The organism is Streptomyces sp. NPDC059696 (assembly GCF_042733745.1).
Lineage (GTDB): Bacteria > Actinomycetota > Actinomycetes > Streptomycetales > Streptomycetaceae > Streptomyces.
On record NZ_JBHWFG010000058.1, the window covers coordinates 1 to 24,349 of the forward strand.

Sequence of the window (24,349 nt, forward strand, 5' to 3'; positions counted from 1 at the left end):
ACGACACCACCGGCGTCATCAAGTCCATCGCCTACGCACAAGGCACCAAAACGGTCGGCGACCTGACGTATGCCCGGGACGTCCGCGGCCTGCAGGCCGGCCTGACCGGCTCGCTGGCGAAGGTGGCTCTGCCCGCTGCAGAGAGCGGCACCCAGTTCGGCAAGGACAACCGCATCACCACTTACAACGGCCGCACCTTCACCTACGACGATGAAGGCCAGCTCAAGAATGATGGTCTGCGCACCTACACCTGGAACGCCCGCGGAGAACTGACCGGGCTGGCCAAGGCTGGCACCGCCTCATCGTTCGGCTACGACCCGCTCGGCGGCCGCATCTCCAAAACGATCGGCACCGCCACCAGCCGGTACCTGACCGACGGCACCAACCCACTGGTCGAACAGAACGCCTCCGGCGCAACGACAGCCAGCGTGGCCACCTCGGGCCTGGACGAGTTCCTCACCCGCACCGAAGGCGGCAAGACCCAGGTCTACCTCACCGACGCCCTCGGCACCGTCGTGGGCCTGGCCAACACCGACGGCACCATCGCCACCACCTACGCCTACGACCCGAACGGCACCCCCACCCCCACCGGCACCGCCACCTCCAACCCCTACACCTTCACCGGCCGCGAAGACGACGGCACCGGCCTGCTCCACTACCGCAACCGCTACTACGAACCCCAGACCGGCCGCTTCATCTCCCAAGACCCCATCGGCCACGCCGGCGGCACCAACCTCTACCAGTACGCCCTGTCCTCCCCAACCACCTACACCGACCCCTCCGGCAACAACCCCCTCATCGCCGGCTGCATCATCGGCGGCGCCGTCGACGGCGGACTCGACTGGCTCACCCAGCGCCTGTCCGGCCGCAAAGTCAACTGGGGTCAAGTCGGAGTCGCCGCCGCAGCCGGCTGCCTCGGCGGCATGCTCGGTGCAGGCATAGGCGCCAAGGCCGCCAGCCGAGTCGGCTGCACCCCCTTCAACAGCTTCACCGGCGACACCCCCGTCCTCATGGCCGACGGCACCCGCAAGCCCATCAAGGACATTCACATCGGTGACACCGTCATCGCCACCGACCCAGAAACCGGCGAGAGCGCCCCCCGCAAAGTCACGGCCCTGATTCAGGGAAGCGGAGAGAAACAACTCGTCGACATCACCCTCGACACCGACGGCCCCACAGGACTCTCGACGGGACAGATCACCGCCACTGACGGGCACCCCTTCTGGGTACCCACCCTTCACCGATGGGCAGAAGCCGGTGACCTCAAGGTCGGACAGTGGCTGCGGACAAGCGCCGGCACTTGGGTACAGATCGCTTCCGTTGGCCATCGAACGCAGTCCGTCTCGGTCTACAACCTCACCGTCGACGATCTCCACACGTACCATGTGCTGGCGGGCGAGACGCCGGTCCTCGTTCACAACAGCAGCTGCCCGGTCCCAATCTCAAAGGGAAGATGGCATCACATTTGGGACCGGCATGTGAATCGAAGCCAGTATCCGAACAAGAGTAAGTTCAACACGACGAGCAAGGCGAAGATCCAGAAGATGATCAATCGCGCTCTTGGTGGCGAGACCGACGATGGTGTCTACTTCTACCGATTTCCGTCATCGATTGGTAAGACCGCCGCTGGTGACCCGCAGTACTACATCAGAGTTGTGGTTCGGGATCGAAAGCTGATTACAGCATTCCCATCCGATACCCCGTGAGGTGATTTTCGTGGCGAGTGTTTTTGACGAGTTGTCGCGATGGGCGTAGACGTAGTGTTGAAGCAGGTGGACCGGCCGGGAACGAGCCCGAAGAGGCGGCACCTGACTCAAGTGGACGCTGTGCTCGACGGCTCTGATCTGTTCGCACGAATCTGCGAAAGCAGCAACCTGCCCATGCTGAACCGAGTAGATCCCTATGGGACTCTGATTCTGACCTCGCAAGATATGCCGCAATTCCTTTCCGAGGTTGACGTGGAGCGAAGTTCGGTCGATGGAGATTCGGAGCGCAATATTCTGACCGCTATCCGAGGACTGGCCGAGCGGTGTGCAGATGAAGTATCGATGGAACTTCACCTTGAGGGAGACTGATCAATCGCCTGAAGTGGCAGGCAGGCCAGCGTCGCGCCCCACGAGGCGTGCATTGCTACTGGGCGGGCGGTACCTGACGCAGGTCCGGCAGTGCGACCTCGGCTACACCGCTCTGGCCGGGGCGATCACGGACGTCCGCCGAGCCGCAGACACCCTCACCGCAGCATCCGGCGTGATCGGCCTGTGCTCCGCTAGACAAGAGAGTGCCCCAGGACGATGACTAGTAGGCGCACACTCCTAACTGCTTCGGCTGCAATGGCCGCTGGAGCAGGCGGCCTTACTGCCGTCGGCGTCACAGCTCTGTCCAAAGGCTCACCCGATGGGCAAGACAAAGCACCAGCCCACCTCCGCGGAGCAGCGCCGCTGCCGTATGCGCGGCTCATCTCACTCGACATCACCTTGGGCAGCGAACGCGCAGACGCGCTGCGCGCTGCCCATCAAGCCATCACGGCGATCGACGGCGGCAGCGTCGCCGCCTGGCTGGCACTGGGCGAAGGCGCATTTTCCTCGCGCGCTGACAAGCTGCGGCACCTGCAACGGATGCCATCGTTTGAAGGCGACGTACTGGACCCTGCCCAATCACATGGCGACCTCCTACTCCATATCACCGGATCCTCAGCCCGTGCCGTACAGCAAGCCGCGGAACAGACTCTGCGCGCGCTGCCACAACAGCAGGTGCGCTGGCGCGCGGACGGCACCCGTCCCGAGAACCGCGCCGAGGACGGCCGGGGCCTGTCCCGTAACCCGTTCCACTTCACCGAAGGGCATGGAAACCCCGCCACTGCGGCAGAGATCACCGAACGTGCGACCATCAGGGCCGGTCAGGGTGAGCCGTCATGGGCCATCGGCGGCAGCTATGAGGTAATCCGGATCATCCGGCTTGCCACCGACTTCTGGGACCGGGACACCCTCGACGAGCAGGAACGCATCACCGGCCGACGCCGGAACGGCCGGTGGCTGGACGGCACCCCCAGCACCGAACGAGCCGTCTTCGCCACCGACCCTCACGGCAAGATCACCCCACTAGACGCACATGTCCGCAGAGCAGCACCAAACCCCCGCACCCCTCCCCCGATGGTCCGGCGCAGCTACAACTACCACCGGGCCCCGGACGACCAAGGGCTGATCTTCTCCTGCTTCCAGAGTGATCTGGAGAAGGGCTTCGAGGCGGTTCAGCGCAGGCTCCAGGGCGAAGCCATGGCCAAGTACACCCTCACCACGGGAGGCGGCTACTTCTTCGTACCGCCACCGGGCGAGGCCTGGCTCAGCGCGCTCACTGAGAGCTGACACTCCCAGCGGTTGCGGCCCTCGATGACGTGGACCTCACCCGGGGTCCTCATGACAGCGTTCCTACGCGCCCAGAGTAGGGCTGCGAGCTTCGATCAACAGTGCTGGTCGGCTTAGAAGTCATCTCATTTGGCGAGCCTGCGGTAGCAGATGAGGGTGCAGGCGATGCTGGTGAAGGCCAGGAAGTGGAGGGCCTTGCGCTCGTAGCGGCGATGGAGTCGGCGGCATCCGGCGAGCCAGGCCATGCTGCGTTCGATGGTCCAACGGTGTCGTCCCAGCCGCTGGGAGGACTCGATGCCTTTGCGGGCGATGCGGTGCTGGATGCCGCGCTGGCGTAACCATCGCCGCAGGTGGTCGTAGTCGTAGCCCTTGTCGCCATGGAGCTTGGCGGGCCGTCGGCGGCGAGGTCCGCGGCGGGAGCGGATTGGCGGGATGCCACGTACGAGCGGTTCGAGGGCCTGGCTGTCGTGCAGGTTCGCGCCGGAGATCCCGACAGAAAGGGGCAGTCCGGTCCGCTCAGTGATCAAGTGGATCTTCGAGCCGTACTTGCCCCGGTCCACAGGATTCGGACCTGTCAGTTCCCCCTTTTCAGGGCGCGCGTGTTCACCGAGTCGATCGCGCAGCGCGACCAGTCCAGTTCACCGCGGGAGCCGAGTTCATCGAGCACCAGGCGGTGGAGCTTTGCCCACACCCGGGCCTTTGACCACTCGGCGAAGCGCCGGTGGGCTGTGGCTCCCGACGGCCCGAACGAGGCGGACGGCAACTGCTGCCACGTGCAGCCCGACGTCGCCACGAACACGATCGCAGCCAACACTTCCCGGTCACCGTGTCGGCGCCGGCCACCGCCCTGAGGCCGGGTCGGCACCTCCGGCACCACTCGCTGGAACAGCTCCCACAGTTCATCCGGCACCAGCCGCTCAACGATTCCCACACAGGCAGGTTATCGATTGCGCCAAATGAGATGAGCTCTAAGGTGCGGGAACTTCTTTCTTTGTGAGCTCGATCCGGTGAATATCGTGCCCTTGGGGCGTGTATGGACACGGACTTGTGGAGTGAGGTTCATGTTTATGTGTTTCCGAGCCCTTGAGTGGGTGTTCACCGGACGGCGAGGGTGAGGAGCGACGGGATAATGCCGGGGGGCGCATGCGTCGAGAGGTGAGGGATCGTGAGTGAGAGTGAAGGGCAGCGGATGGCCGCCCGCCTCGAGTGCCTCTTCGAGCACGTGCAACCGGCTGGGCAGGCGCCACACCCTCCAGGAGGTGGTCGACGGCATCAAGGCGGTCGAGGAGCCGGGGGGGCGTCTCCCTCTTGGTGGGCCGGCTGTCGATGCTGATGAACGCGAAGGCGCCCAACCCCACCATCACAACGCTGCGCGCTCGCCGGCTTCTTCGGTGTCCCCGTCGGCTTCTTCGTGGACGACGCCGTCGCCGATCAGGCCGTGGCCCAACTCGCCCTCATCACGGCCATGTGCAACAACGACGTCAAGGCGGTCGCCCTGCGTGCGGCGGCCGTGGCCACCCTTTGTGTCCGTGGACTGGACGTGGTGCGCGGTCTCGTCGAGCAAAAAGGCCGTGCGGTCGCATGGGCGTGCGGGGCGGGACGCTTAGAATTCCCTTCCGCAGGAGATGGCGGCGCGGCACGCCGTCGCGGGCTCGGGGAGGGACGCGGCGCAGGACGCTGTCCGGCCGGGGGTGGACTCCTGGCTCGACTTCCGCACGCGCTGCGACGCCATTCTGGACGGCCTGCCGCTCGAGCAGTCGCAGCCCCTGACGGTCGACGCGCTGTGCGCCGCGATCGCGCAGCGGCACGGCAGGCCGCTGACCCGTCGCCCCTGCCGCACCAGGCGGGGGCCGTAGCCAACCTGTGCGGACTGTGGATTAGCCTCGGTCACGCCGACCACATCTTCTACGAGACGTCCACCAGTGCCTTCCACCAGCGGCACATCATCCTGCACGAGCTCTCCCATCGTCTCCTCGAGCACACGACGCACCGCGAGGGCGACGGCCCGTGGCCCGGGATGGAGGCGCTCTTCCCCGGCGCTCTTCCCCGGCCTCGACCCCGCCATGGTGCGCAGGCTGCTCGCCCGCGGCCGTACTGACTACAGCGAACGGGTAGGAACGGGCGAAGCCGCTCCCGTTCGGCATCCGTCAGGTCACCCCGTCCCATGACCACGTGAACAATTCGGCAACTCAGTAGTCACATGATCAGCTGGACGGTGACAGCCTTGTCGGCCTCGCTGCCGAGGGCCGCGTGGTCATCGGTCGGAACAGCCGGCGGTCTTCAGTGCGCGGCCCGCAAGCCAGGCAGCGATCCGCTTCTGCAACTCCTTGTCGGCGCGGGGATAGTCCCAATGTGCGTACCACTCCAGGTCCTGCAGGATGTTCTCAGAGCGGGCCGGGTGGGCCACCACCCTCACGTCGACCCCGATCTCGCCCGTCGAGCAGCCCATGTAGACGCTGCTGTCGAGCGCCATCATGCTGAAACCCGGGTGGCCCGCACGTATGCCGAGGAACGCCGATGCCGCACCGCGGCCCATGATGTCCCAGCGGTCAAGGAGCCGGACCCGGGTCCAGACCGGCGATGGGGCACGGCGGCCGTGGTGCAGGTTCTTCGGCAGGACGGCCTGGTGCGTGCAGGTGCCGTGAGGAAGCAGGACGAGGAACTCGCGCCGGTGGTCGAAAAGACCCGAGGAGAGCGCCAGGTCATGCCAGTCCTCGTTGAGACGCTCGACGAGCCGTGGGGTTTCGTACCGGTGGGAGAAGCCGCCGACGATGTCCTTGGGACCGTATCCGGAGACCAACGGGATCGTGCCGTCCGGCACGGCGTCCGGGATCACCTCCAGGCCGGCCCGCCGCAGCGGCCGGTACATCTTGCGTTCGCGCTCCTCAATACCCACGGGCCAGTGTTCTACCAGGTGCGGCGCGCCAAGAATCCCCGGCCCGGCGCGTCTTACGTTCCCCGCTTCCCGGACCGGACCGGTGCCCGGATCAGATGCATGACCGGCCCGATTAGGGCCCAGCCCCAGGACCCGTCCGGACGATCATGTGTATAACGGGGATGACCGCGTTTTGCTGCGGTGACGGTATCGAGGAACGCATGGCCGCGTCTGCCACAACGGGCCTCGGCCCGGGCACGGAGCCGAGCACCGCCCTGTCCCCTGTGCTGATCGGCGGAGACGGCATGATGGGGATCATGAAGTCCCTCGCCGAAGCCGGTCTGCGCATCGTGGAGGGCTGGACCGCGCCCGACGGGCTCCTTCCGCCCACCGTCACCAGCCAGGCACCGAGTGTCCCGTCTGAGGACGGGCGCGTCGAGGCCATGCTGGACTTCCTCGATCCGCAGCTGCACGAGAAGGCGAACGCTCACTGGTACCGGCTGTCGGTCGAAGAAGGACTCTTCTCCGAGACCGACTGCAGGTTCCTGATCGCGCTCCACCCCGGCCAGGACCGCCTCGCACGGTGGCACTGCGTCGAGCTGCAAAGCGAGTGGGACATCATGGGCAAGGGAGCTGACGGGCTGCTCGGCAGTGCCCCCTGCCGCCCCGAGTTCAGCATGCTTTCCCTCGACGGGAACGTGCTGTGCTTCGCCACGACGTGGGAGCACGCCATCAGCACCTCGGTGCTGAAGGCGCCGCATCGTTCGCAGGTCCTCCGCGAGTGGGCCGAGGATCTGACGGACGGCACCATGGACGACATGGGCGATCCGGACGAGACACCGCTGAGCCTGGCGGCACGCCGCTGGCTCGACAGCCACGAGCCAGGAGGGCCGCCACTCCTGTGACGCAGGGCGCTTGCTCTCGGGCTTCGGGAGTCGGGCGCCGGCGCGGCCGGGGCGGTCGTGCAGCAGCGCGAGCGCGCCGAGGACGGCGACAGGTCACCCTCCACCCACGACCTACGGTATGTGCATGAAGGAACGTTCAAGCGAAGTGTCGACCGACCTCTATCCAAGAGTTGGCTGTGCCGGGCGGCTTGGGAGAAACGTTGGCTCGCGAAGCGGCTCGCCGCGGGCGCGCTGTCGGCCCCATGGAACCCGTTGAGGGGTTCGCCCCAGCGGTAGCCGCTTGCCGTGCTCGGGGAAAGACGCGGTTCGCGGTATGTGCAAACAACGACGACGAACGCGAGTTCCGTATCGAGATCTCCGCGGACTCCGGATGGCTCTGGGGCGCCTTCGGCAGCACCGATAGCCTCGCGGTGGTGGCCGCCATCCTGCACGAATGGTGTGAGGGCGCCTCGATCGGTCAGCTGCGCCGCGCGTGGACGCTCCTCGCGGATGCCCCGTTGAAAGACGGCACCGCCCGGAAGGGTCGTGCCGACCGCCTGGCGACAGACCTTGGAACGCTCGCGGGTGATCAGGCCGGGCGACGCCGAACTTGCCGAGGCTCTGCATGCCCAACCAGCCCTGCGTGTCTTCTTCCCGTGGCCGTCGCACGGCCAGTTCAGCCTGCTCAGCAGCACCGCTGCTCCGTTCCATGAGGAGCTTGCGCGTGTGATTGCGACAATGGACGGGCTGTGAGATGGGGTCGCGGAGGGATCTGGGCAGAGACCCTCACGTGTGCTCGGTGCCCGCCTCAGCGCCGGCGAGGCCGCAGCGCTGGTAGCGGCGAACATTCCCGCAGGCAGCGGCCCGGCCGTCGAGGGAGGTTGGCCGGAGCGCGAGAGCACCGCCTGATCTTCGATCGTACGAACGCCTGGTTGGCCGCCATCTCGTCGGTGCCCCCCCCCCGGCGCTGGCGTTCTGTCAGGTGGCGGCGGACTTTCGGGCTTTGCTCGGGGTGTGCGCGAGTCGGTAGGAGTCGGTGCCGGTCTCGATGATCGTGCCGTTGAAGGTGGGCCGGCCGACGATCGCGGTGCAGAGCCCGGGGGTCGGTGAAGGTCTTGGTCCAGCCCCCGAAGGATTCGCTGGAAAAGACAGAGCGGCTGTGCCTTCTTCACCCACTCGCAGGTGTGCCAGGGTGTGGATCACGGCGGGGCCGATGTCGGGGTTGGCGTCGAAGTCGAACTCCCGCAGCGACTTCTGCCTCACGCGGCGGCTTTGATCCGGCGCTCGCAGCGACGTGCCCGGTCATCGCACTCGGCCAGCACGAGTGGCGTCAAAGGTCTGAGCTGACCCCGCTTTCCCGGCCCGAACCGGACCCACTTCGGGGCTGGTGCGGCGATTCTGCCGGCTTGACGTGGCCCCGGCTTCCGGTCTGCACCGGACCCAGCTTCACCGGAACGTCTGTCCGAGAAACGCACTGTGGGAGAGAATGCTGGGCATGACGACGTGAAGAGCACCGGCCGGGCGCCAGCACTGGCGCAAGGCAGGGATCTGGAACACGGTCTCCGACGGCAACCGTCGGATCTGTGCCGCCTGCAGCACGCCCGTCCGCCCGTACCAGTACCCCTTCTATCCGCCCGAGTCCTCCATGTTCGAGCGGTGCATCGGACTCACCTGGTGTTCCAGTTGCCGGATCTACTCCGGCACCACGGTGCACGTCCCGCGAAAGCGGGTCCTGGCCGACGCCCTCGCTTCCCTTCCCGGCGAACAACGGGAAGAGCTTGCCCGTTCGGAAACACGGCTGATGGAGTCCCTGGACCGCCAGGCCCGAGGCAACAGAGATTAACGGCTGTCCCGTAAGTGATCTTGGGGGTCGACGGAGGATACGAGTGGCGGCAGTGCGACCTCGTCTGTCCCCTGAGGGCGAGGTTGTGCAGGCGGGCGATGCCGAGCATCGCGTAGTGGACGCCGTCGCCTTTTCGAGCGGCAGCCGCGGAGGATCCTCCAGCTCTTCATGCGGACGAAGGTGTGCTCAACGCAGACCCGCACTCTCTTGCGGGAGCGGTTGCGTTCCCCCTTCCAGGCCGGCAGTTCCTCACCCTTCGTGCGGCGGTGCAGGATGACGAGTCCGGTTCCCTGCCACGACAACAAGGCGGGAGCCCGCGTCGACGACGACCTGATGCACCGTGGAATAGCGATAGTTCTTCGACTGCGCGGCGATCGAACGGTCGCGGGTGAGGACCAGAGTGCCGTCCACGATCAACACGGCGTCCTTCGCGAACCGCTTGCATGGTTTGAGAGCGAGCTTCAGGTCGAAATGGTCAATTACACGACTGGCCGCGGACTTCGACACACCGAACAGTGGCGCCAGTCGCCGCAACGTCAGGCCCCGGTCCACGGGCTCGGACCTGGTGAGTCCACCCCCTTCTTGAGCCCGCACGTGCGCGGAGTCGACGACGGTGTCGAGACAGCAGGCGCTGGTTCTTCTGGGGTTGACCGTCCGGGGAACTCGCGGGCGACCAAGCAGATGATGAGGTCGCTGGCGACCCGTCCGACAGATAGTCAGTTGCAACTGCATGCGCGCTTGCGGAGCTGTTGATGGTTGATCAAATACCTTGACCACCCTGACAGGAGCAGGAAGGCTGTACCTGCTCTGCTCAGCCGGAGCCACGACGTGGGGAGACCGCAATGACGCTTATTCAAGGTGGCAGACGCGCTCTGGCGCGAGCCTCGGCAGTTGTGGCGGCAGCCATGTGCGCTGTTCTGCTCGCCACCACCCAGGCCAGTGCAGGCGCCGCTGACTTGAACCGCACCTTGACCCTTACCCAATATCCCGAGCCGGGCAGCAGAGCCGACATGCAGAGGACGATCTACCTGGCGGCGGGCAACTACTCCTGGGACGTCAACCTAGGAGGCCCCTTCGCTCCGGCGGACTCGGGTTACGTCACGCGCGACATCTATCTGGCCGCAGGGACCTACACGTGGTACTGCGCGATCTACGCCCCTGACTACCTCGTCTACGTAAACACCTGCTACCTCGAGAAGCCCGGATCGGCTCGGGCATGGATCGAATCACGCTCCTACAGACTGTGGACCAGCGGTTCCTACACCCTCAGCAGCAGACTCGTTCAAAGGTGATCACGCAGACGGCTGCCAAGCTACCGGACAGGCGCCCGCGGGGGTCACGGCCCGCACGGACACCCCAGCCTCGGCAAGTCGGCCGCACATGACTGCAGATCCCCTGGGTAGCGGGACGGCGCCTGCCGGGGAAGGGCCGTGAAGCCTGGGAAGGTCGAGCGGCCCTTCCCCTAACCCAGCGGCTCCCACACGACACCGCTCGCGCTCGCCGGCCCGCCCGACCCTCCCGAATCCGACCAGCGGACTCGGTGATCGCCGTGTGGAGGAGTCGACCTGGTGTGGCTCCCGGCTCGAGACACTCACTGCCGACGTCCGGGTTCTGTCTCTTTGGTCAGCGCCCGGTCCAGTTGAGGATGCCCGCGAGGTGGAGTGCCGCCTGGTAGGCGATCGCGAGCTTGTCGGTTCGTGTGGCCAGGCCACGCCCCTTACTCAGCACCCCACCAGCGAAGACACCACTTATGACGTGCCGTCACTGACACCCCCACCGACAATAAACCGGCACATGCCACTCGGTGGCAGGGGGAGCGTCTGCCTGCCTGTGGCCGTGGCAGATGCTGTGCCGCCGCCGGCCCCCGGTGGCGTAGGAGGAGGGGATCGAGGGCGAGGTGCGAGAGGCAGCAAGCGAACACGAAAGGGACGCCCGCGGTCAGGAGTTCGTCGGCGTCAGGTCCTGCAGGCCCACGACCCGCAGCAACTGCAGGCGCTGGTGCGACTCCGTGCCCGGGCGGGCTGTGTGGATGACGAGTTGCTGGTTGTGGTCGAAGTTGACGAGGATCTCGCAGTCGAGTTCGAGGATGCCGATCGCAGGGTGCCGGAAGCGTCTTGTGGTGGCGCGGCCTACAGCGACCTCATGCGTGTCCCAGAGGCGGGCGAACTCCTCGCTCGCGACGCGTAGTTCGGCGACGAGGCGGGCGGGGTCGGGGTCCGTGGGGCGGGCCGAGGCCACCGCGCGCAGGCCGGCGGCCAGCTCGCGGGCGCGCTGTGGGCGGTCCTCGGGCGGGAACAGTGCCCGGGCGGCCGGGGCCAGGAAGAAGCGGCGGATCATGTTGCGTCCTCGGGGCGGGCGGGCGAGGACGTCTCCGCTCAGCGCCCGCGACAGCGCGTTCTGTGCCAGGACCTCGCCGCAGCCGGTCACCACCATCGCCGGGATGTCGTGCAGCCGGTCCAGCACCAGGAGCAGGCCCGGGCACACGTGCGTGCTGGTCGACTCCCGGCGCGGCGGCTGTTCACCGGTCACGTGGAAGAGGTGGTCGCGTTCGTCCTCCGTCAGGCGAAGGGCGCGGGCGAGGGCGGTGAGCATCTGGCGGGACGGGCGCGGGCCCCGGGACTGTTCCAGCCGCGTGTAGTAGTCCACGGACATGCCGGCTAGCTGGGCCACCTCCTCGAGGCGCAGGCCCGGCGTACGGCGGCGGGCTCCGGCTGTGAGGCCCACGTCGGAGGGGTCCAGGCGGGCGCGGGCGCGGCGCAGGAAGTCGGCGAGTTCGGCTCGGTTCACCTCTCCAGGGTGTGGTACGCCGGCCGGCTTATCCAGGGACTTCCGGTCCCCTGATGAAGAGGTCTCTCCCCCCGGTCCCCGCATCCGCGGAGGCTGGTCACCGATGACAAGCGACACAGTGCGTGAGGAGCACATCACGCTGATCTTGGTGACCGGGGCAACGGGACAGATCGGACGCCGCTTCGCCGCGGCTGCTGGCCCAGCAACAGCCGGGCGAGCAGGTGCGTGTCCCGGTGCGGGAGGCGGCCCGCGGCGAACGCTTCGCGGAGCTGGGCGCCCAGGTCGCCTCAGGAGACATGCGCGAGGAGGAGACACTCGGCAAGGCACTCGCCGGCGGCGTGAACGCCGTCGTGAACGTCGCCGCCTCCTTCCGCGGGGTGCCGGACAAGGAGGCATGGGCCGTCAACCGGGACGCCGCGGTGGCCCTCGGCCGCACAGCGCAGGCCTGCGAAGTGGAGCGGTTCGTGCAGGTCAGCACGAACAATGTCTACGGGACAGCAGCAGCCCGCCCACCTCGGACTCGACTGGGCGGAGGCGTGAGCGAAGGGCTGGGGCCGTGGTACTGGCCCCTCGCCGATTCGGACAGCTGGTGCCGCACGGGCGTCAAGAGCGGGGCCGCCGCGCTTACGGTCGAGTGCCGTCGATGCGCTCGAGCAGCGTTCGGGCCTCGACGGTGCGGCTGTGGTCCGGACCGAAGGAAGCCTGGCACGCATCATGAGCGGCTGCAGCCTGGTGACGGGCATCGGGATCCCGTCCCAACCCCCACAAGACCATAGCGAGGACCAGTTGGACGGCGCCCGTGTCTGGGTGGCGTTGGTCATCGGGCAGAGTGCGGTACAGCTTGTCGGCGCCCTGCACCACGGTGAGGGCCTCTTCGTAGCGGGCTTGGCCGTTGAGGCTGCGAGCCAGGCCGAGTTGCAGGACGACGGATCCCCGGTCAAGTTCGCCATGGGCGGCCAGGGCCTCGCGGGCGACTGCTTCGGCCTCCTGGTGGCGCCCCTGCGCATTGAGGGCGAAGACCAGCCCGTTGCGGGCGGCCGCTGCCAGGAATGACATCTCCGGGCCGGTACCGCGGCCCGCGGCCTCGGCGACGGCCGCACATTCTGCCTCGCACTCGGTGTACTGACCGAGCGAGACCATCTGCTGGGCGCGGTCCGAGCGCAGCTTCAGGGTCAGCCAGTGATCGGCTCCGAATATCCTGTTGAAGGCAGGAAGCGCCTCGTCGTAGGTGGCCAGTGCCTCGGCGTGGCGGCCTTGGGCGCCCGTCGCGAGCGCGGCGAAGTTCAGAGCCACAGCTGCGTACTCGTCGTCGCGTGGCCGCGATCGGGCCACGGCGCGGGCTTCGGCTTCCGCTTCGGCGTAACGCCCGGCATTGTAGAGGGCTTTGGCCTCCGCCACAGGCGTCCCCGTCATTTGTTGGGCGTCGCTGCGGCCACGCCGCCGTAAAAATCTCATGACCGGAGCATACGGATGCTGCGCAGGCTACGCGGCGGCGGTGCAGGGAGACGGTCGGCACCCTGGCGTCCTGGAGGTTCACGCGAGGCCGGCCATCGCGGCTGTCTCGCCGACGACGACCAGCACGGTGCTCCAGGCGAACACCGTCGCCGGGAAGGTCATGACGACGGTCCGGAGCGTCTTCATCCAGGTCCTGTGCGTCGGGAGGCCGGCCGCAGGGATCCGGCAACTCCACCCGAAGAAGGCCGCCGCACACCCCGGGCGGGCTGGCACCCACCTCGGAGGGCCGCCGGACCGGGGGTTTTTCGTTGGTCCACCCGCACCTTTTCGGGCGGGCCGCCGTACGGGCCACAGGGCTCCTCGCGCAGGACCGCGGAGCGCAGCGCGGTCAGCACCGACTCCCGTGACGGATCCGGTGATCTGGCGCTGGCGCTGGCGCTGCTGGACGCTAGGAGCGTGGGCCAGTAACGAGCAAGCGGCCTCGCTGGCAGTGATCGATGGATCGGTCGCGGTCGCCTGCCGGTGTCTGTCGGGATGTGGTGGGGTGGCCCTGCCCGTTAGATGTGCGGCCTGGTAGGGCCCGTGACGGGGTTGGGAGGCCCGGCTGGTCAGCTGGCGAGGGCGGCGAGTCCGGCGGTTCCGGCGTGTCGGAAGATCTTGCGGAGGTTGTGGCAGGCGGCCAGCAGTCGCCACTCGCCGCGGGCGCCGTCCTCGCCGCGCAGGAGGAGTTGGCGGCCTTGCTGGCAGGTCATGATCTGGCCGAAGACGGGTTCGACGATGGCCTTGCGGCGGCTGTAGGCGGTCTTGCCGGGCTTGGTCCGCAGCTTGCGGGCCATGCGTTCCTTCAGGGTGGCGTTCGCCGGGATCGTCCGCGCGGTGCGGGCGGGACCTGTTCATCGTGGGCGAGGCGGCCGGTGGCCATGAAACTGTCGGTCCCGCAGGCGAGTTGGCGGTCCTTCGCGGCTTTGAGGTTGGTCTCGGAGCAGTATCCGGCGTCGACCAGTGCCTGCTTGGGGTGAACGCCGGTGTTCTGGGCGGACTGGTCGAGCATCGTGGTGTAGTTCAGCGCGTCCGAGGGATTGGTCGTCACCGGCGGCGGTGATGATCTGGTGTTCGGCGTCCACGGTGGCCTGGGCGTTGTATGCCTGGATGTAGGCGCCGTCGCTGTTCTTCATGATCCGCGAGTCGGGGTCGGTGAAGTTGGCCTGGGCCTTGGGCTTGGGCCGGGCCTTCGCGGCGGCCTGCTGCCCGGCGTCGGTGACGGCCTGCTCGTCGCTGGTGTCGGCGCGCTCCTGGCGGCGGCGTTCCTTGTCCTCGGCGTGGGCGCGGGCCTTGTCGGCGGCTTCGGCCTCGATCTGCGCGCGGGCGGCCTGCAGCCTGGCCAGGCGCTTCTCGCGGCGGTCCAACTCGGCGGGCAGATCGGTGTCCTTGCCGTCGGGGCCGAAGGTCCGGTCCTCGGCCGTGTCGGCGGCCTCGGCGTCGGCGAGCAGTGCGGCGGCCCGGGCCTCCAGTTGGGCGATCTCAGCCTCGATCCGCTCTTCCTTATCGACCAGGCGGCCCTAGCTCATCGCCTTGTGCTTGGAGGCGTTCGCTTCGAGCTTGGTGCCGTCCAGGGCGACGCGGCCCATCTTGACCATGCCGAGTTTCTGCGCGAGGTGCAGAGACTGGGTGAACAGGTCGGCGAGGGCGTCCAGGTGGCGGCGGCGGAACCGCGAGATCGAGCGGAAGTCGGGGGCCTGGTCGGCGGCCAGGAACCGGAACGCGATGTCGTCGGCGCACTTGCGCTCGAGCGCCCGCGAGGAGCGGATGCCGGTGGTGTAGCCGTAGATCAGCAGGCGCAGCATCAGCCGCGGATCGTAGGGCGGGTAGCCGCGCTTCTCGGTGTAGTTCGCCAGCACCGGCGAGAGGTCGAGGACCTCGTCGACCAGGTCGGCGACGAACCGGGCGAGGTGGTCCTGGGGCAGCCAGTCGTCCAGCGACGGTGGCAGCAGCAGGACCTGGTGCGGGTCGAACGCCCTGAACCGCTTGTCTGCCCCCGCCGGACGGTCCTGCGGCTGCTGCTTCTCCACCGGCTCGACCTCGAACAGCCCATCCCCACCAAGCATGCCGCGATCCTTCCGCACCTACGGTCATCGACCGGAGGCGGGGTGCTGCCCGGTCGGATAATCCAAGTGCGGTCCGGTCGTCCCGCGTGATACTCCTCCCGGCTATGGGCGATCTTGTGACAGCGCGGCTCGTGCTTCATCCGATGACCGTCAGCGAGGCTGAGCGAGTGGTGGCGGGCGGGTCGGATGGCGGTGCCCGATGGGCGCCCGGATACCCCACCGATGGGGACGTGTCCGCCGCCAGGCGCTTCCTGGACACCTGCGCGAACACCGGTGATCCCCGACCGTTCGGTAACTATGAGATCCGTCGCCGCGAGGACGGTCAGGCGATCGGAGGCCTGGGTTTCCACGGACCTGCGGACGAGAACGGCAGTGTCACGATCGGCTACGGCCTCATCCCGTCAGCGCGAGGCAAGGGATACGCCTCCGAAGCCCTCCGCGGGCTGCTGCTGTTCGCGCGGGCACGCGGCGTCACCTGCGTGAAAGGCGACGCCGACCACGACAACATCGCGTCCCAGCACGTCATGATGGCAGCCGGCATGCGTCCGGCCGGAGAAGACGAACGCGTCAGGTACTTCGAGATCGCCTGGACCGACACTACGGCGGATACTGACCCACGCTCCTAGCCGCATCCTGCCGCTTTGTGACGGGCTCGACGAGCTCTCCCAGGTCTGGCACGGCACCGCAATCGCCTGCCCTCAACCGGGTCCTTCCCGCGAAACAGCCCCTTGTCGTGGCCTGCCGGGCTGCCTCCTACCAGGAAGCCCTGACCTATCCGGGAGGCATGGTCCGTCTCAACGGCGCCGCCGCCATCGAACCTCTCCCCCTGGCACGGGACGTCGCGGCCGCCTAAGGGGCACGCAGCCCCAGGGTAGCTGCCCCCTGAGGCGTTTACCGACCGGCTCGTGTCGACGATCAGCTCTTCGGTGACGGCTTTGACGATCGCCTGGCTGTGCTGGCCGACCCCGCGCCCGGCTTGCAGACACTGTGGGAAAGACCCGGCGTGATTGTCCCGCAGGAGCTGATCGATCACACCGGGCCTCCGACAGTTCTCTACGTGTAGGAGGCGACCCCCCAAGTCGCCTTGTAGTGCTTGCTGTGTTCGCTCCAGCGATACTGTTTCAGGCCATCTAGAGAGTCGATGGTCTCAATCCAGCTGGTGGTGTAGGTGGGTTTCCCATCCGCGTCGAGGTTGGCCAGGCCGCATTCCTTTGCGCAGGTCGTGGCCACCCGGCCCGTCACCGGATCGCTGCCGACACTGTTGAGCATGACTCGCGTGTTGACCAGCGGCTCGTTGACATAGTTGGTGCACCAGTGGTTGGAGCCGTTCTCGATCTCCGCAACCTGCGTGGTGGCGGGCCACTTGGTGGGATCGTCGTTCGTGTGGCATCGAGCCGCGCCGCTCTTGGAGAACTGAGTGACGCCTCCGTTGGCGCCCACCCAGAGGCGGTCCGGGTTCCCGTAGACCGGGGTCAGGTCATGGCCCCAAGCGCCGCCCCCGCCCGGCTGCTTGGGCAGCGCGAAACGTGTGGGATCGGTGAGTTGCTTGGTGCCGGTGTCGTACGTGAACCTGACCAGTTCCAGGCCGCCGAGGGCCCAGACATACCCGCCGTTCGGGTCGTACACGACCTCATGTGCGGAGTTCAGCGGGATCGTCTGCTTCGGCGTGCCGCTCCAGTTTCCCGGCGTGCCCTGCGCCCTGGTGTACAGCTCGATCTTGCCGGGGAAGCCATTGCCTCCGGCGAACGCGGCGACAACTCCCCCGTCAGGAAGGACCTCCACGCCGTGCAGGTCCCCGGGTTCGCCCGCGCTCTTGACGTTGATGGCCCAGTGGTATCCGGAGAGGGCCGGGTAGGGGATGACACCAATGAAGCCGCTGGCGCCGTCACCGGTCACCAGCACCTGGTCGCCGTAGACACCACCGGGCCGGAGCTTGTGCGAGGTTCCTCCCTTCCAGGCGGCACCGTTCAGGGATGTGTCCTCCACCGAGTGGTAGGCGTCGGGAAGCCACCGCTGGTACGGCTTCGAAGCCTCCCACACAGAGGGCTTGTTGGAGTCCAGGAACTCCAGCGCCTCGGTCGCTACGGGATAGCCGCCGGCGTAGGGCGGGCCGTACTCGTTGCCCGCGATCAACGGGGTGGACCCCTCGTTGAACTCGACCTCCAGGGTGGGCGTGAAGTAGGCCTTCGTGCACGCCCTGTCGTTGTCCGGAGTCGTCGGGTTCATGGAGCAGAAGTCCTTGTACCCGGTGGCGCCGGTCGTCGGGTGGGGTGCTCCCTCGTTGCTGCTGAGCCTGATGCCATGGTTGGGCGTCGTCGTGCCCGGCCTGGTCCAGGCCTTGACCATGTCGGTGATATCGATTCGCAGGATGCCCGAGGACTCGTCCGGCAGGTACTTGTTGGGCTGGTCTTCGCAGGTGGGGTGTCCGACACCGAACCATTTGCCGACACCTTCACCGACGGTCGGCTGGTTCGCCCAGGTGATCGTCTGCTGGTCCCATGCCTCGGCCACGCGGTACACACCGAACCAGGGGTTCTGGTTGCAGTCCTGCACTGCCACGAACGAGTTGTACATCCGCAGGGACGCGCTCTTGATGTTCGCGCCGGTCAGGCGGGAGACGTCGAACTTCAGGAAGCTGCGGTACTTGGTCGCGCCACCGTTCGGCGTGCCGATGTGCAGCAGGCGTTCCTGCGAGTGGTCGCCGTTGTCCGTGCTGCTGATGTACGTGTCTTGGAGCCGCTTGATCATGTTGCGCGGGCCGCTCTGAGCGAACGGTGAGACCGCGCCCGTCGCTGTCGCTGCCACCGGCTGTACCGCTGGCTCCGCCTGCACAGACCGTTGCGCGGAAGAGGCCGGCGTCAACAGAGAGACCGCCAGGGCCAAACCGCCCGACGCAACGAAGACCTTCCGTCTGAAGATCCTCGCCAGGTGCCGAGACATTCCTTCCCCCCTCATGCCCGCTTCCCGCCCACGACGGAGCAGGCCGCTCTCACCAACTCGGGCGAGTGTTCCATTCTGAAGTGATCATGAACTCTACAGCCAGTACGACCGGAGACACCGTCACTGGCGTTCGGGAACACTGCCCCGCGGCGACGCGCCGGCTCGGTGTGGAAGCTGACTCCGAGCGAACGTGCTCTCGCTCATGAGACTGAGGCCGGCCTGCGCAAAGTTGTCAGGCCGGGGGATGTCCAGGAGGCATTGCCGCAGATCGACCGGCTCGAACACCTGCGGGAAACGCTCGGCTGTTCTGGCATTCTCCCTCGCTCGCACTCACGGCCGCCTGGCCTGGTTCCTTTCCGGTGCCGTCAACGCGCTCAAACCAGTTCTGCGCTGGCGTGCCCTGCCTGCTGATCGTGGCGGCACGTTTGGCACTGTCCTCACAAGACCTGAGGAATACACGGAGGCGGAGGAGGCCGTCCGCCGACTCCGGGAAGGCCTTGCGCGGATCGCTGCTGAGTGAGTGGCGATGGGCGTGGTGTCGCGCCATTGGCCCACCGCAGCGGCCGTGGCCCCGTCCCCAGCAAGGACTCCAGGGGCACCAGCTGCAGCAGGTTCGTGCAGGTCATCCGCTGTGCTTGGGTCAGCGATCTGCAAGCCACGATCGCCCCTCCCCGGCACTGCGCTCGCCCGCGAGGTGTCGCTGGGAGCGGCCGTACTCGATGGCCTCAAACAGCACGGCCTGCCCCGGACATGTGGACGCCCGTGCTCGGCCGCAGGCCTCGCCCGTGAACCGGCCCGTGATGACCCCGAGGCGCTGGCCCAGCCAGTGATAGGGCCAAATGACGATGGTCGGCTGGTCGCCGAACGTAGTGCCACTCACGATCCGGACCCCAGAATGAGAGAGCGGGTCCTCCGCATGGTCGCGCTGCACTGGCCGGATCGTCGAACCACCACCCTCCACGCCGACCGCGCATCAAGCGACAGCGACCCGGAGACGGACACTCGTGACACGGTTGCTCAGTACATTCCGCCAGCACTGACGCCTCCACTGCCCACGCGCCCGTCCTTAGGCTTATGTCGCAAAGCTACGGGCCAACCAGTGAGCAAGGGCAGGAAGCAGGCGATCACGGAGATCATCAAGTTACTTCCGGCCGTCTCCCTCTCACTTTCGACACGTGTGACTGTCCAATCTCGGCCATGCAGAGCCTCTTCTGTCACGTACATGACGCAGTGTGGTTATGGTGTGACGGCTCGTGCGATGTGGGTGGGGTTCACGGGGCCTGGGTGCCCTGTGCAGTGCCTTGGGGAGGGCGCATGCGGTCGCGGGTTGGGCATTTAGGTGTGATCAGACGGGGACGGCATAGGCTGGTGACGGTCGGTGTACTGGTTCTGGCGCTGGCCGCAGGGGCGGTGTCGGCCGAGGCTCTGCCGCCGGAGCCTCGGCCCGCCAAGACCACTCCGTCAGCGAGCGCTGCTCCTTCTCAGCCTCAAGACCAGGCACCGGCCAAGCCCGCGGCGAAGCCGAAGGTGCCGGCTGCCGCCGAGCCCACGACGAACAACGCCGTCTACGCCTATGACGCGGCAGGCCGGTTAGCCGGTGTCACCGATCCTGGCGGTCAGACGGCGCGTTACCGCTACGACGAGGCGGGCAACCGGCTGGGCATCGACCGCTTCGCTTCCAGCACGCTGTCGGTGCTGTCGGTGGTTCCTGTCCGGGCAGCTCCGGGAGCGAAGATCACGCTGTCGGGCACCGGCTTCTCCCCCACCGCCGCCGGCAACACCGTGACGATCGGCGGCAAAGCCGCGGCCGTCACCTCCGCCTCCGCCACCCGTCTCGTCGTCACCGTCCCCGCCGGGGCCGTCAACGGAAAGGTCACCGTGAGCGCGGGCGGTGCGTCCGCCGACGCGATAGAGGCGTTCATCGTGGCGCCGGCCGGGCCGAGCGTGGCGAAGGTCGAGCCCGCTTCCGGCGCGTCCGGCAGCCAAGTCACCCTGTCCGGTGCCGGGTTCGCCTCCGCGGTCAACGACAACGTGGTGCGGTTCAACGGCCTGGTCGCGCAGGTGAAGAAGGCTTCCACTTCTTCGCTGACCGTCGAGGTGCCGCCCCACGCCCGTACCGGACGGGTGGAGGTGGACACCCCCGCTGGTTCAGCTGAGGCGCCGGGCGACTTCACCGTCACCGCCGACGGTGAAGGGGCCTTGTTCGACACGACGATGCGGGCCTCGTTCACCGATACGGACCCCTCGCAGGTGGCGGTGGTGACAGCCGAGCACAAGGCGCGGATCCTGTTCGACGCCGAACGGGGCGACGCAGTCGGCTTCGGTCTGCAGGGAGGCTCGTTCACCTCCCAGACCTCCATCAGTCTCGTCTCACCGCAGGGCACGACGGTGGCTTCCAACAGCTTCGGCGGCACGGCGGCCGACTGGGAGGTCACCGGCCTGCCGGAGTCGGGGACGTACCAGTTCGTCATCGACCCGCGCTCCACCGACACGGGCTCCGTGGCGGTGATGCTGTCCAAGCCGGTCAACGCGGCCGCGTCTTTCGACGGGCCGACGGTGTCCACGGCGCTGTCCCGGATCGGGCAGGACGGCAACTGGACCTTCACCGCGGCCAAGGGCGAATCGTTGAGCGTCGGCGTGGACGCCACGGCGATGGGCGGCTATCTGCGCTGCTACATCTACCGGCCGGACGGCACGCAAGGTGAGTATCTGCCCGTTCCCAACGGCGACAGCCACTCCCTGGACGTCGACTCGCTTCCGCAGAGCGGCCAGTACACGCTGCGCTGCGATCCCGACGGCGGCGGCACCGGAACGGTCAAGGTCGCCATCTCCCACTACGCCCAGGGCGGGGCACTCAGTGCGACGGGTGCGTCGCCGACACTGAATATCACCCGTCCCGGGCAGGACGGCGTCGCCACCTTCACAGCGCAGGCCGGGGAATTCGTTAGTCTCGCCGCGACGGGGGCGACGATGCCGTCGTACGCGACCGTCACGATCACCGGTCCGGACGGCAACTTCGTCTCCAGCATCACGGCAGCTCCCGGCCGTAACGATGCCTGGGACAGCGGGGCGCTGGCGGCCGGCACCTACACGGTGCGGGTGGCGGACCGCAAGCTGGACGTCGGCAAGGTGACGCTGACCCTGTCCAAGCCGACCGATGTCGGCGTGCTCGCGCGTGGTGGTGCCGCGGTGAAGGCGACGGTGGCCCGGGCCGGGCAGAACATCCATGCCTCGTTCACCGCGAAGGCGGGTGATGACCTGTTGCTGGAGGTGGCGGCGAACACCTTCACCAGCAGTCTGTGGGCGGACGTGCTGGCCCCGTCCGGCACCCCGGTGGTCAGTTTCCGGCTGATCTCGGCCGGCGCGTCGGGGTCGATTGCCTTGACCGACCTTGCCGAAGCCGGCACCTACAAGGTGAGGCTCAACCCCACCAATGCGGCCACCGGCTCGCTCAGCGTGAGCCTCAAAGCGGCGGCCTCAGCTGCGAAGAGGGACGCGTTCACCAGCAACGTGCCGCAGATGTCGGTGAAGAGCGCGTGCCGCGCCGAGCGTCTGGCCCGCACTTTCGCCTTGTCGCTGCCGGACTGGCTCAGGGTGCGCGCGGATGAGTGTGACCGGCTCGAGCAGCAGGCGAAGACCAAGGCGGCGAAGGCGAAGAAGGCGGCCGGTATCGTGCCGAAGGGGCGCGATGCCTGGCGTCCGGGCACGCACCACCTCAAGGGCCGTGACTGGCTCACGGGGCGGGGTGCCGGGCCGAAGGCCCCGGCCGCGCTGCGTGCGCCGCCTGGCAGCACGTCGGTGACCGGTCATGTGCTGAAACTGGACGGCAAGCCGCTGCCCAAGGTGACCGTCCGGGTCGGAGCGAAGAGCACGAAGACCGACGGCCGGGGACGCTTCCTGCTGTCCGGTATCAGTGCCGAGGCCACCACCCTGGTCGTGGACGGAGCGAGCGCGAAGACCGCCAAGCGCAGCTACGGGCGCTACGACATCCGGATCCGGCCGGTGGCGGGCCGCAGCACGGACCTGGGTTTCCCCGTCTGGTTGACGCCGCTGGACACCAAGCACGCCGTCACCTTCGACACCCCGACCCGATCGGACGTCACGCTGACCACCCCGCAGATCCCGGGCCTTGAGGTACGTATCCCGAAGGGCTCGGTGGTGCGCGACGAACACGGCAAGCCGGTCACCGAGCTGGGCATCACCGCGATCCCCGTCGACCGTCCCCCGTTCCCGTTGCCCGAGAACAGTGCCGTGCCGGTGTACTTCACCGTCCAGCCGGGCGGCTCGTATCTGTTCCCCAAGGGCGCGCAGATCGTCTACCCGAACTACACGCACGAAGCTCCCGGTACCCGGATCGACTTCCTCGCCTACGATCCCGAGCGCAGGGGCTGGCACACCTACGGGCACGGCGCCGTCACCCGCGACGGCAAACAGGTCGTTCCCGACGACAAGACGCGCGTATGGGCCTTCCACGGCGCCATGCTCAGCATCTCCGACGTCATCCCCTTCGACATCTCCGCCATCCCGGACATCATCGACTGGCTCTCCGGCGACCCCGTCGACCTCCAGACCGGCCTGCTCACCGACTCCCGCACCGATCTGGGCGTGTCCGGGCCGCTGGGCTCGGCCGAGGTCACCCGCACCTACTGGCAGGGCGACACCCGCCCTCGCGCCTTCGGCATAGGCCGCGACCTGTCCTACAACATGTACCTGCACTCCAAACGCCTCTACACAGAGGTGGACCTGTACCTACCGGGCGGCAAGAAGGTCCACTTCGTGCGGACCTCCCCGGGCACCGGCTATGCCGATGCGGTCTTCGAACCCGAAGGCACCCCCACCGCCCTGAACGGCGCCAAGATCAGCCAGGAGTCGGGCAGCTGGCACCTGCGCCTGAGAGACGGCACCGACTACGTCTTTCCCTGGTACGGGCCCTTGCAGGAGATCCGCGACCGGCACGGCAACGCGCTGCGCATCACCCGCTCCAACGGCTCCAAGGGCGACATCACTGCCGTCACCGCCCCCGGCGGACGCTGGATCTCCTTCAGCTACGACAGCGCCCAACGGATCACCAAGGCGCAGGACAACATCGGCCGCAGCACGTCCTACACCTACGACGAGGCCGGACGGCTCAAGACGGTCACCGACCCCGCGGGCAAAGTCAGTTCCTTCGCCTACGACGGCGCGACCAACCGGATCGCCACCGCCAAGGATGCCCGCGGCATCGTCTACATGACCAACAGCTACTACGCCGACGGCCGGGTCAAGAAGCAGACGCTGACCGAGGGACAGGAATACTCCTTCGCCTACACGAAGACCCCGGCCGGCCAGATCACCGCCACAGAGGTCACCCAACCGGGCGGCGCTGTACGCAGGGTGGAGTTCGACAACAGCGGCTTCGCCGTCAACGAGACCCAGGCGTACGGCACGGCGCTGGCCCGTAAGACGCTCTACGAGCGAGGTAGCAAGCACCGCATCGCTGCCGTAGTGGACCCTTTCGGCCGTCGCACCGAACTGTCCTACGACACGAACGGGCACGTCACCTCGGCGCTCGAGCTGGCCGGCACCGCCAATGCCCGCTCCACGGGCAAGACAACCTTCGACGGCCCCTACGACCAGCCGACCCAGGCCGGCGACCCGCTGGGCAACACCACCGTCTTCGGCTACAACACCGCCGGCGACCTGGAGACGGTCACCGACCCCGAAGGCCGCAAGACAGGCTTCACGTTCAACGCAAGCGGTCAGGTCAAGACGGTCACCGACAATGCGAAGGCAACCAGCGAATACACCTACCAGCACGGCGACCTGGCCCAGGTGAAGGACGCCGAGGGGCGCATCACCCGGCAGTTCACCGACGCCGCCGGCCGCATCAGCGCCCTCACCGACGAGGCCGGCTCACAGACCACGGTCCTGTTCGACGCGCTCAACCAGCCCAGGGAGATCACCGACCCACTGGGGCACACCACCACGCTCGGCTACGACGAGAACGGCAACCTCACCACCCTGACCGACGCCCGCCAGAACACCACCAAGTGGGACTACGACCAGGCCGACCGCCCCAAGACGGCGACCGACCCGCTCGGCGCGCAGGCACTGTTCGA

At 67.5% G+C, this 24,349-nt stretch carries 18 protein-coding genes and 4 pseudogenes; 10 read left to right on the forward strand and 12 right to left on the reverse strand.

Features of this window, described 5'->3' with window-relative positions; genetic code table 11:
• The 3 genes from ACFV20_RS35410 to ACFV20_RS35420 all read left to right on the forward strand — a co-directional run.
• On the forward strand, positions 1-1,706 hold a 1,706-nt coding region (locus tag ACFV20_RS35410; RefSeq protein WP_385664945.1), incomplete at its 5' end, for an RHS repeat-associated core domain-containing protein.
• A gap of 111 nt (positions 1,707-1,817) precedes the next feature.
• Positions 1,818-2,075: a hypothetical protein gene (locus ACFV20_RS35415; RefSeq protein ID WP_333937352.1), complete on the forward strand. Its 258-nt coding sequence runs from the start codon at positions 1,818-1,820 to the stop codon at positions 2,073-2,075.
• Between the two features lie 399 nt (positions 2,076-2,474).
• Positions 2,475-3,362 (forward strand): Dyp-type peroxidase, encoded by an 888-nt coding sequence (locus ACFV20_RS35420; protein WP_385664949.1) that lies wholly within the window; start codon positions 2,475-2,477, stop codon positions 3,360-3,362.
• A 125-nt stretch (positions 3,363-3,487) separates the two neighbouring features.
• Here the strand turns inward: ACFV20_RS35420 and ACFV20_RS35425 are convergent.
• Positions 3,488-4,287, reverse strand: a protein-coding gene (locus ACFV20_RS35425) for an IS5 family transposase (protein ID WP_385664984.1) whose coding sequence is annotated in 2 segments (ribosomal slippage) — positions 3,488-3,939 and positions 3,939-4,287 — 801 coding nt in all. Because the reading frame shifts where the segments join, the coding sequence is not laid out codon by codon here.
• 435 nt (positions 4,288-4,722) lie between these two features.
• Positions 4,723-4,926 carry a hypothetical protein gene (locus ACFV20_RS35430; RefSeq protein WP_385664952.1) on the reverse strand — a complete coding sequence of 68 codons (204 nt, stop codon included), beginning with the start codon at positions 4,924-4,926 and terminating at the stop codon, positions 4,723-4,725.
• Between the two features lie 61 nt (positions 4,927-4,987).
• Between ACFV20_RS35430 and ACFV20_RS35435 the strand changes: the two genes are divergently transcribed.
• Positions 4,988-5,218, forward strand: coding sequence for a hypothetical protein (locus ACFV20_RS35435; protein WP_385664955.1), 231 nt, complete (start codon positions 4,988-4,990; stop codon positions 5,216-5,218).
• Positions 5,219-5,616: 398 nt separating this feature from the next.
• Here the strand turns inward: ACFV20_RS35435 and ACFV20_RS35440 are convergent, their stop codons facing one another.
• A complete protein-coding gene (locus ACFV20_RS35440) occupies positions 5,617-6,231 on the reverse strand; it encodes a hypothetical protein (RefSeq protein ID WP_385664958.1) in 615 nt (204 codons plus the stop codon).
• A gap of 227 nt (positions 6,232-6,458) precedes the next feature.
• On the opposite strand from ACFV20_RS35440, the gene ACFV20_RS35445 reads away from it, so the two are divergent.
• Together ACFV20_RS35445 and ACFV20_RS35450 are read left to right on the forward strand one after the other, a co-directional pair.
• A complete protein-coding gene (locus tag ACFV20_RS35445; RefSeq protein WP_385664961.1) occupies positions 6,459-7,142 on the forward strand; it encodes a hypothetical protein in 684 nt (227 codons plus the stop codon).
• A gap of 525 nt (positions 7,143-7,667) precedes the next feature.
• Positions 7,668-7,874, forward strand: coding sequence for a DUF6193 family natural product biosynthesis protein (locus ACFV20_RS35450; protein ID WP_385664963.1), 207 nt, complete (start codon positions 7,668-7,670; stop codon positions 7,872-7,874).
• A 225-nt stretch (positions 7,875-8,099) separates the two neighbouring features.
• Here the strand turns inward: ACFV20_RS35450 and ACFV20_RS35455 are convergent.
• Positions 8,100-8,455: pseudogene (locus ACFV20_RS35455) on the reverse strand (ATP-binding protein); the annotation flags it as partial.
• 576 nt (positions 8,456-9,031) lie between these two features.
• Positions 9,032-9,504: pseudogene (locus ACFV20_RS35460) on the reverse strand (transposase family protein); the annotation flags it as partial.
• Positions 9,505-9,806: 302 nt separating this feature from the next.
• On the opposite strand from ACFV20_RS35460, the gene ACFV20_RS35465 reads away from it, so the two are divergent.
• Entirely contained in the window at positions 9,807-10,256 is a 450-nt protein-coding gene (locus ACFV20_RS35465) for a hypothetical protein (RefSeq protein WP_385664966.1), read from the forward strand.
• Between the two features lie 331 nt (positions 10,257-10,587).
• Here the strand turns inward: ACFV20_RS35465 and ACFV20_RS35470 are convergent.
• Together ACFV20_RS35470 and ACFV20_RS35475 are read right to left on the reverse strand one after the other, a co-directional pair.
• Positions 10,588-10,689: pseudogene (locus ACFV20_RS35470) on the reverse strand (IS5/IS1182 family transposase); the annotation flags it as partial.
• A 213-nt stretch (positions 10,690-10,902) separates the two neighbouring features.
• Entirely contained in the window at positions 10,903-11,751 is an 849-nt protein-coding gene (locus tag ACFV20_RS35475; RefSeq protein WP_385664969.1) for a helix-turn-helix transcriptional regulator, read from the reverse strand.
• Positions 11,752-11,854: 103 nt separating this feature from the next.
• Here ACFV20_RS35475 and ACFV20_RS35480 point away from each other — a divergent pair.
• Positions 11,855-12,263: pseudogene (locus tag ACFV20_RS35480) on the forward strand (NAD-dependent epimerase/dehydratase family protein); the annotation flags it as partial.
• Between the two features lie 112 nt (positions 12,264-12,375).
• Here ACFV20_RS35480 and ACFV20_RS35485 read toward each other — a convergent pair.
• The 4 genes from ACFV20_RS35485 to ACFV20_RS35500 all read right to left on the reverse strand — a co-directional run bounded on the left by ACFV20_RS35485 (position 12,376) and on the right by ACFV20_RS35500 (position 15,311).
• Positions 12,376-13,164 carry a tetratricopeptide repeat protein gene (locus ACFV20_RS35485; protein ID WP_385664987.1) on the reverse strand — a complete coding sequence of 263 codons (789 nt, stop codon included), beginning with the start codon at positions 13,162-13,164 and terminating at the stop codon, positions 12,376-12,378.
• Between the two features lie 650 nt (positions 13,165-13,814).
• Positions 13,815-14,072: a transposase gene (locus ACFV20_RS35490; protein WP_385664988.1), complete on the reverse strand. Its 258-nt coding sequence runs from the start codon at positions 14,070-14,072 to the stop codon at positions 13,815-13,817.
• Between the two features lie 27 nt (positions 14,073-14,099).
• Positions 14,100-14,612, reverse strand: coding sequence for a hypothetical protein (locus ACFV20_RS35495; RefSeq protein WP_385664972.1), 513 nt, complete (start codon positions 14,610-14,612; stop codon positions 14,100-14,102).
• A gap of 153 nt (positions 14,613-14,765) precedes the next feature.
• The gene (locus ACFV20_RS35500) at positions 14,766-15,311 is read right to left on the reverse strand and encodes a transposase (RefSeq protein ID WP_385664974.1); all 546 of its coding nucleotides are present in this window, start codon (positions 15,309-15,311) and stop codon (positions 14,766-14,768) included.
• A gap of 104 nt (positions 15,312-15,415) precedes the next feature.
• Here ACFV20_RS35500 and ACFV20_RS35505 point away from each other — a divergent pair, with 104 nt between their 5' ends.
• On the forward strand, positions 15,416-15,937 hold the full coding sequence (locus ACFV20_RS35505) for a GNAT family N-acetyltransferase (RefSeq protein WP_385664977.1): 522 nt from the start codon (positions 15,416-15,418) through the stop codon (positions 15,935-15,937).
• A gap of 427 nt (positions 15,938-16,364) precedes the next feature.
• Here the strand turns inward: ACFV20_RS35505 and ACFV20_RS35510 are convergent, their stop codons facing one another.
• A complete protein-coding gene (locus ACFV20_RS35510) occupies positions 16,365-18,059 on the reverse strand; it encodes a DUF6528 family protein (protein ID WP_385664979.1) in 1,695 nt (564 codons plus the stop codon).
• Positions 18,060-19,565: 1,506 nt separating this feature from the next.
• Here ACFV20_RS35510 and ACFV20_RS35515 point away from each other — a divergent pair.
• Positions 19,566-24,349, forward strand: a 4,784-nt coding sequence (locus ACFV20_RS35515) for an IPT/TIG domain-containing protein (protein WP_385664982.1), incomplete at its 3' end; no start/stop codon positions are given.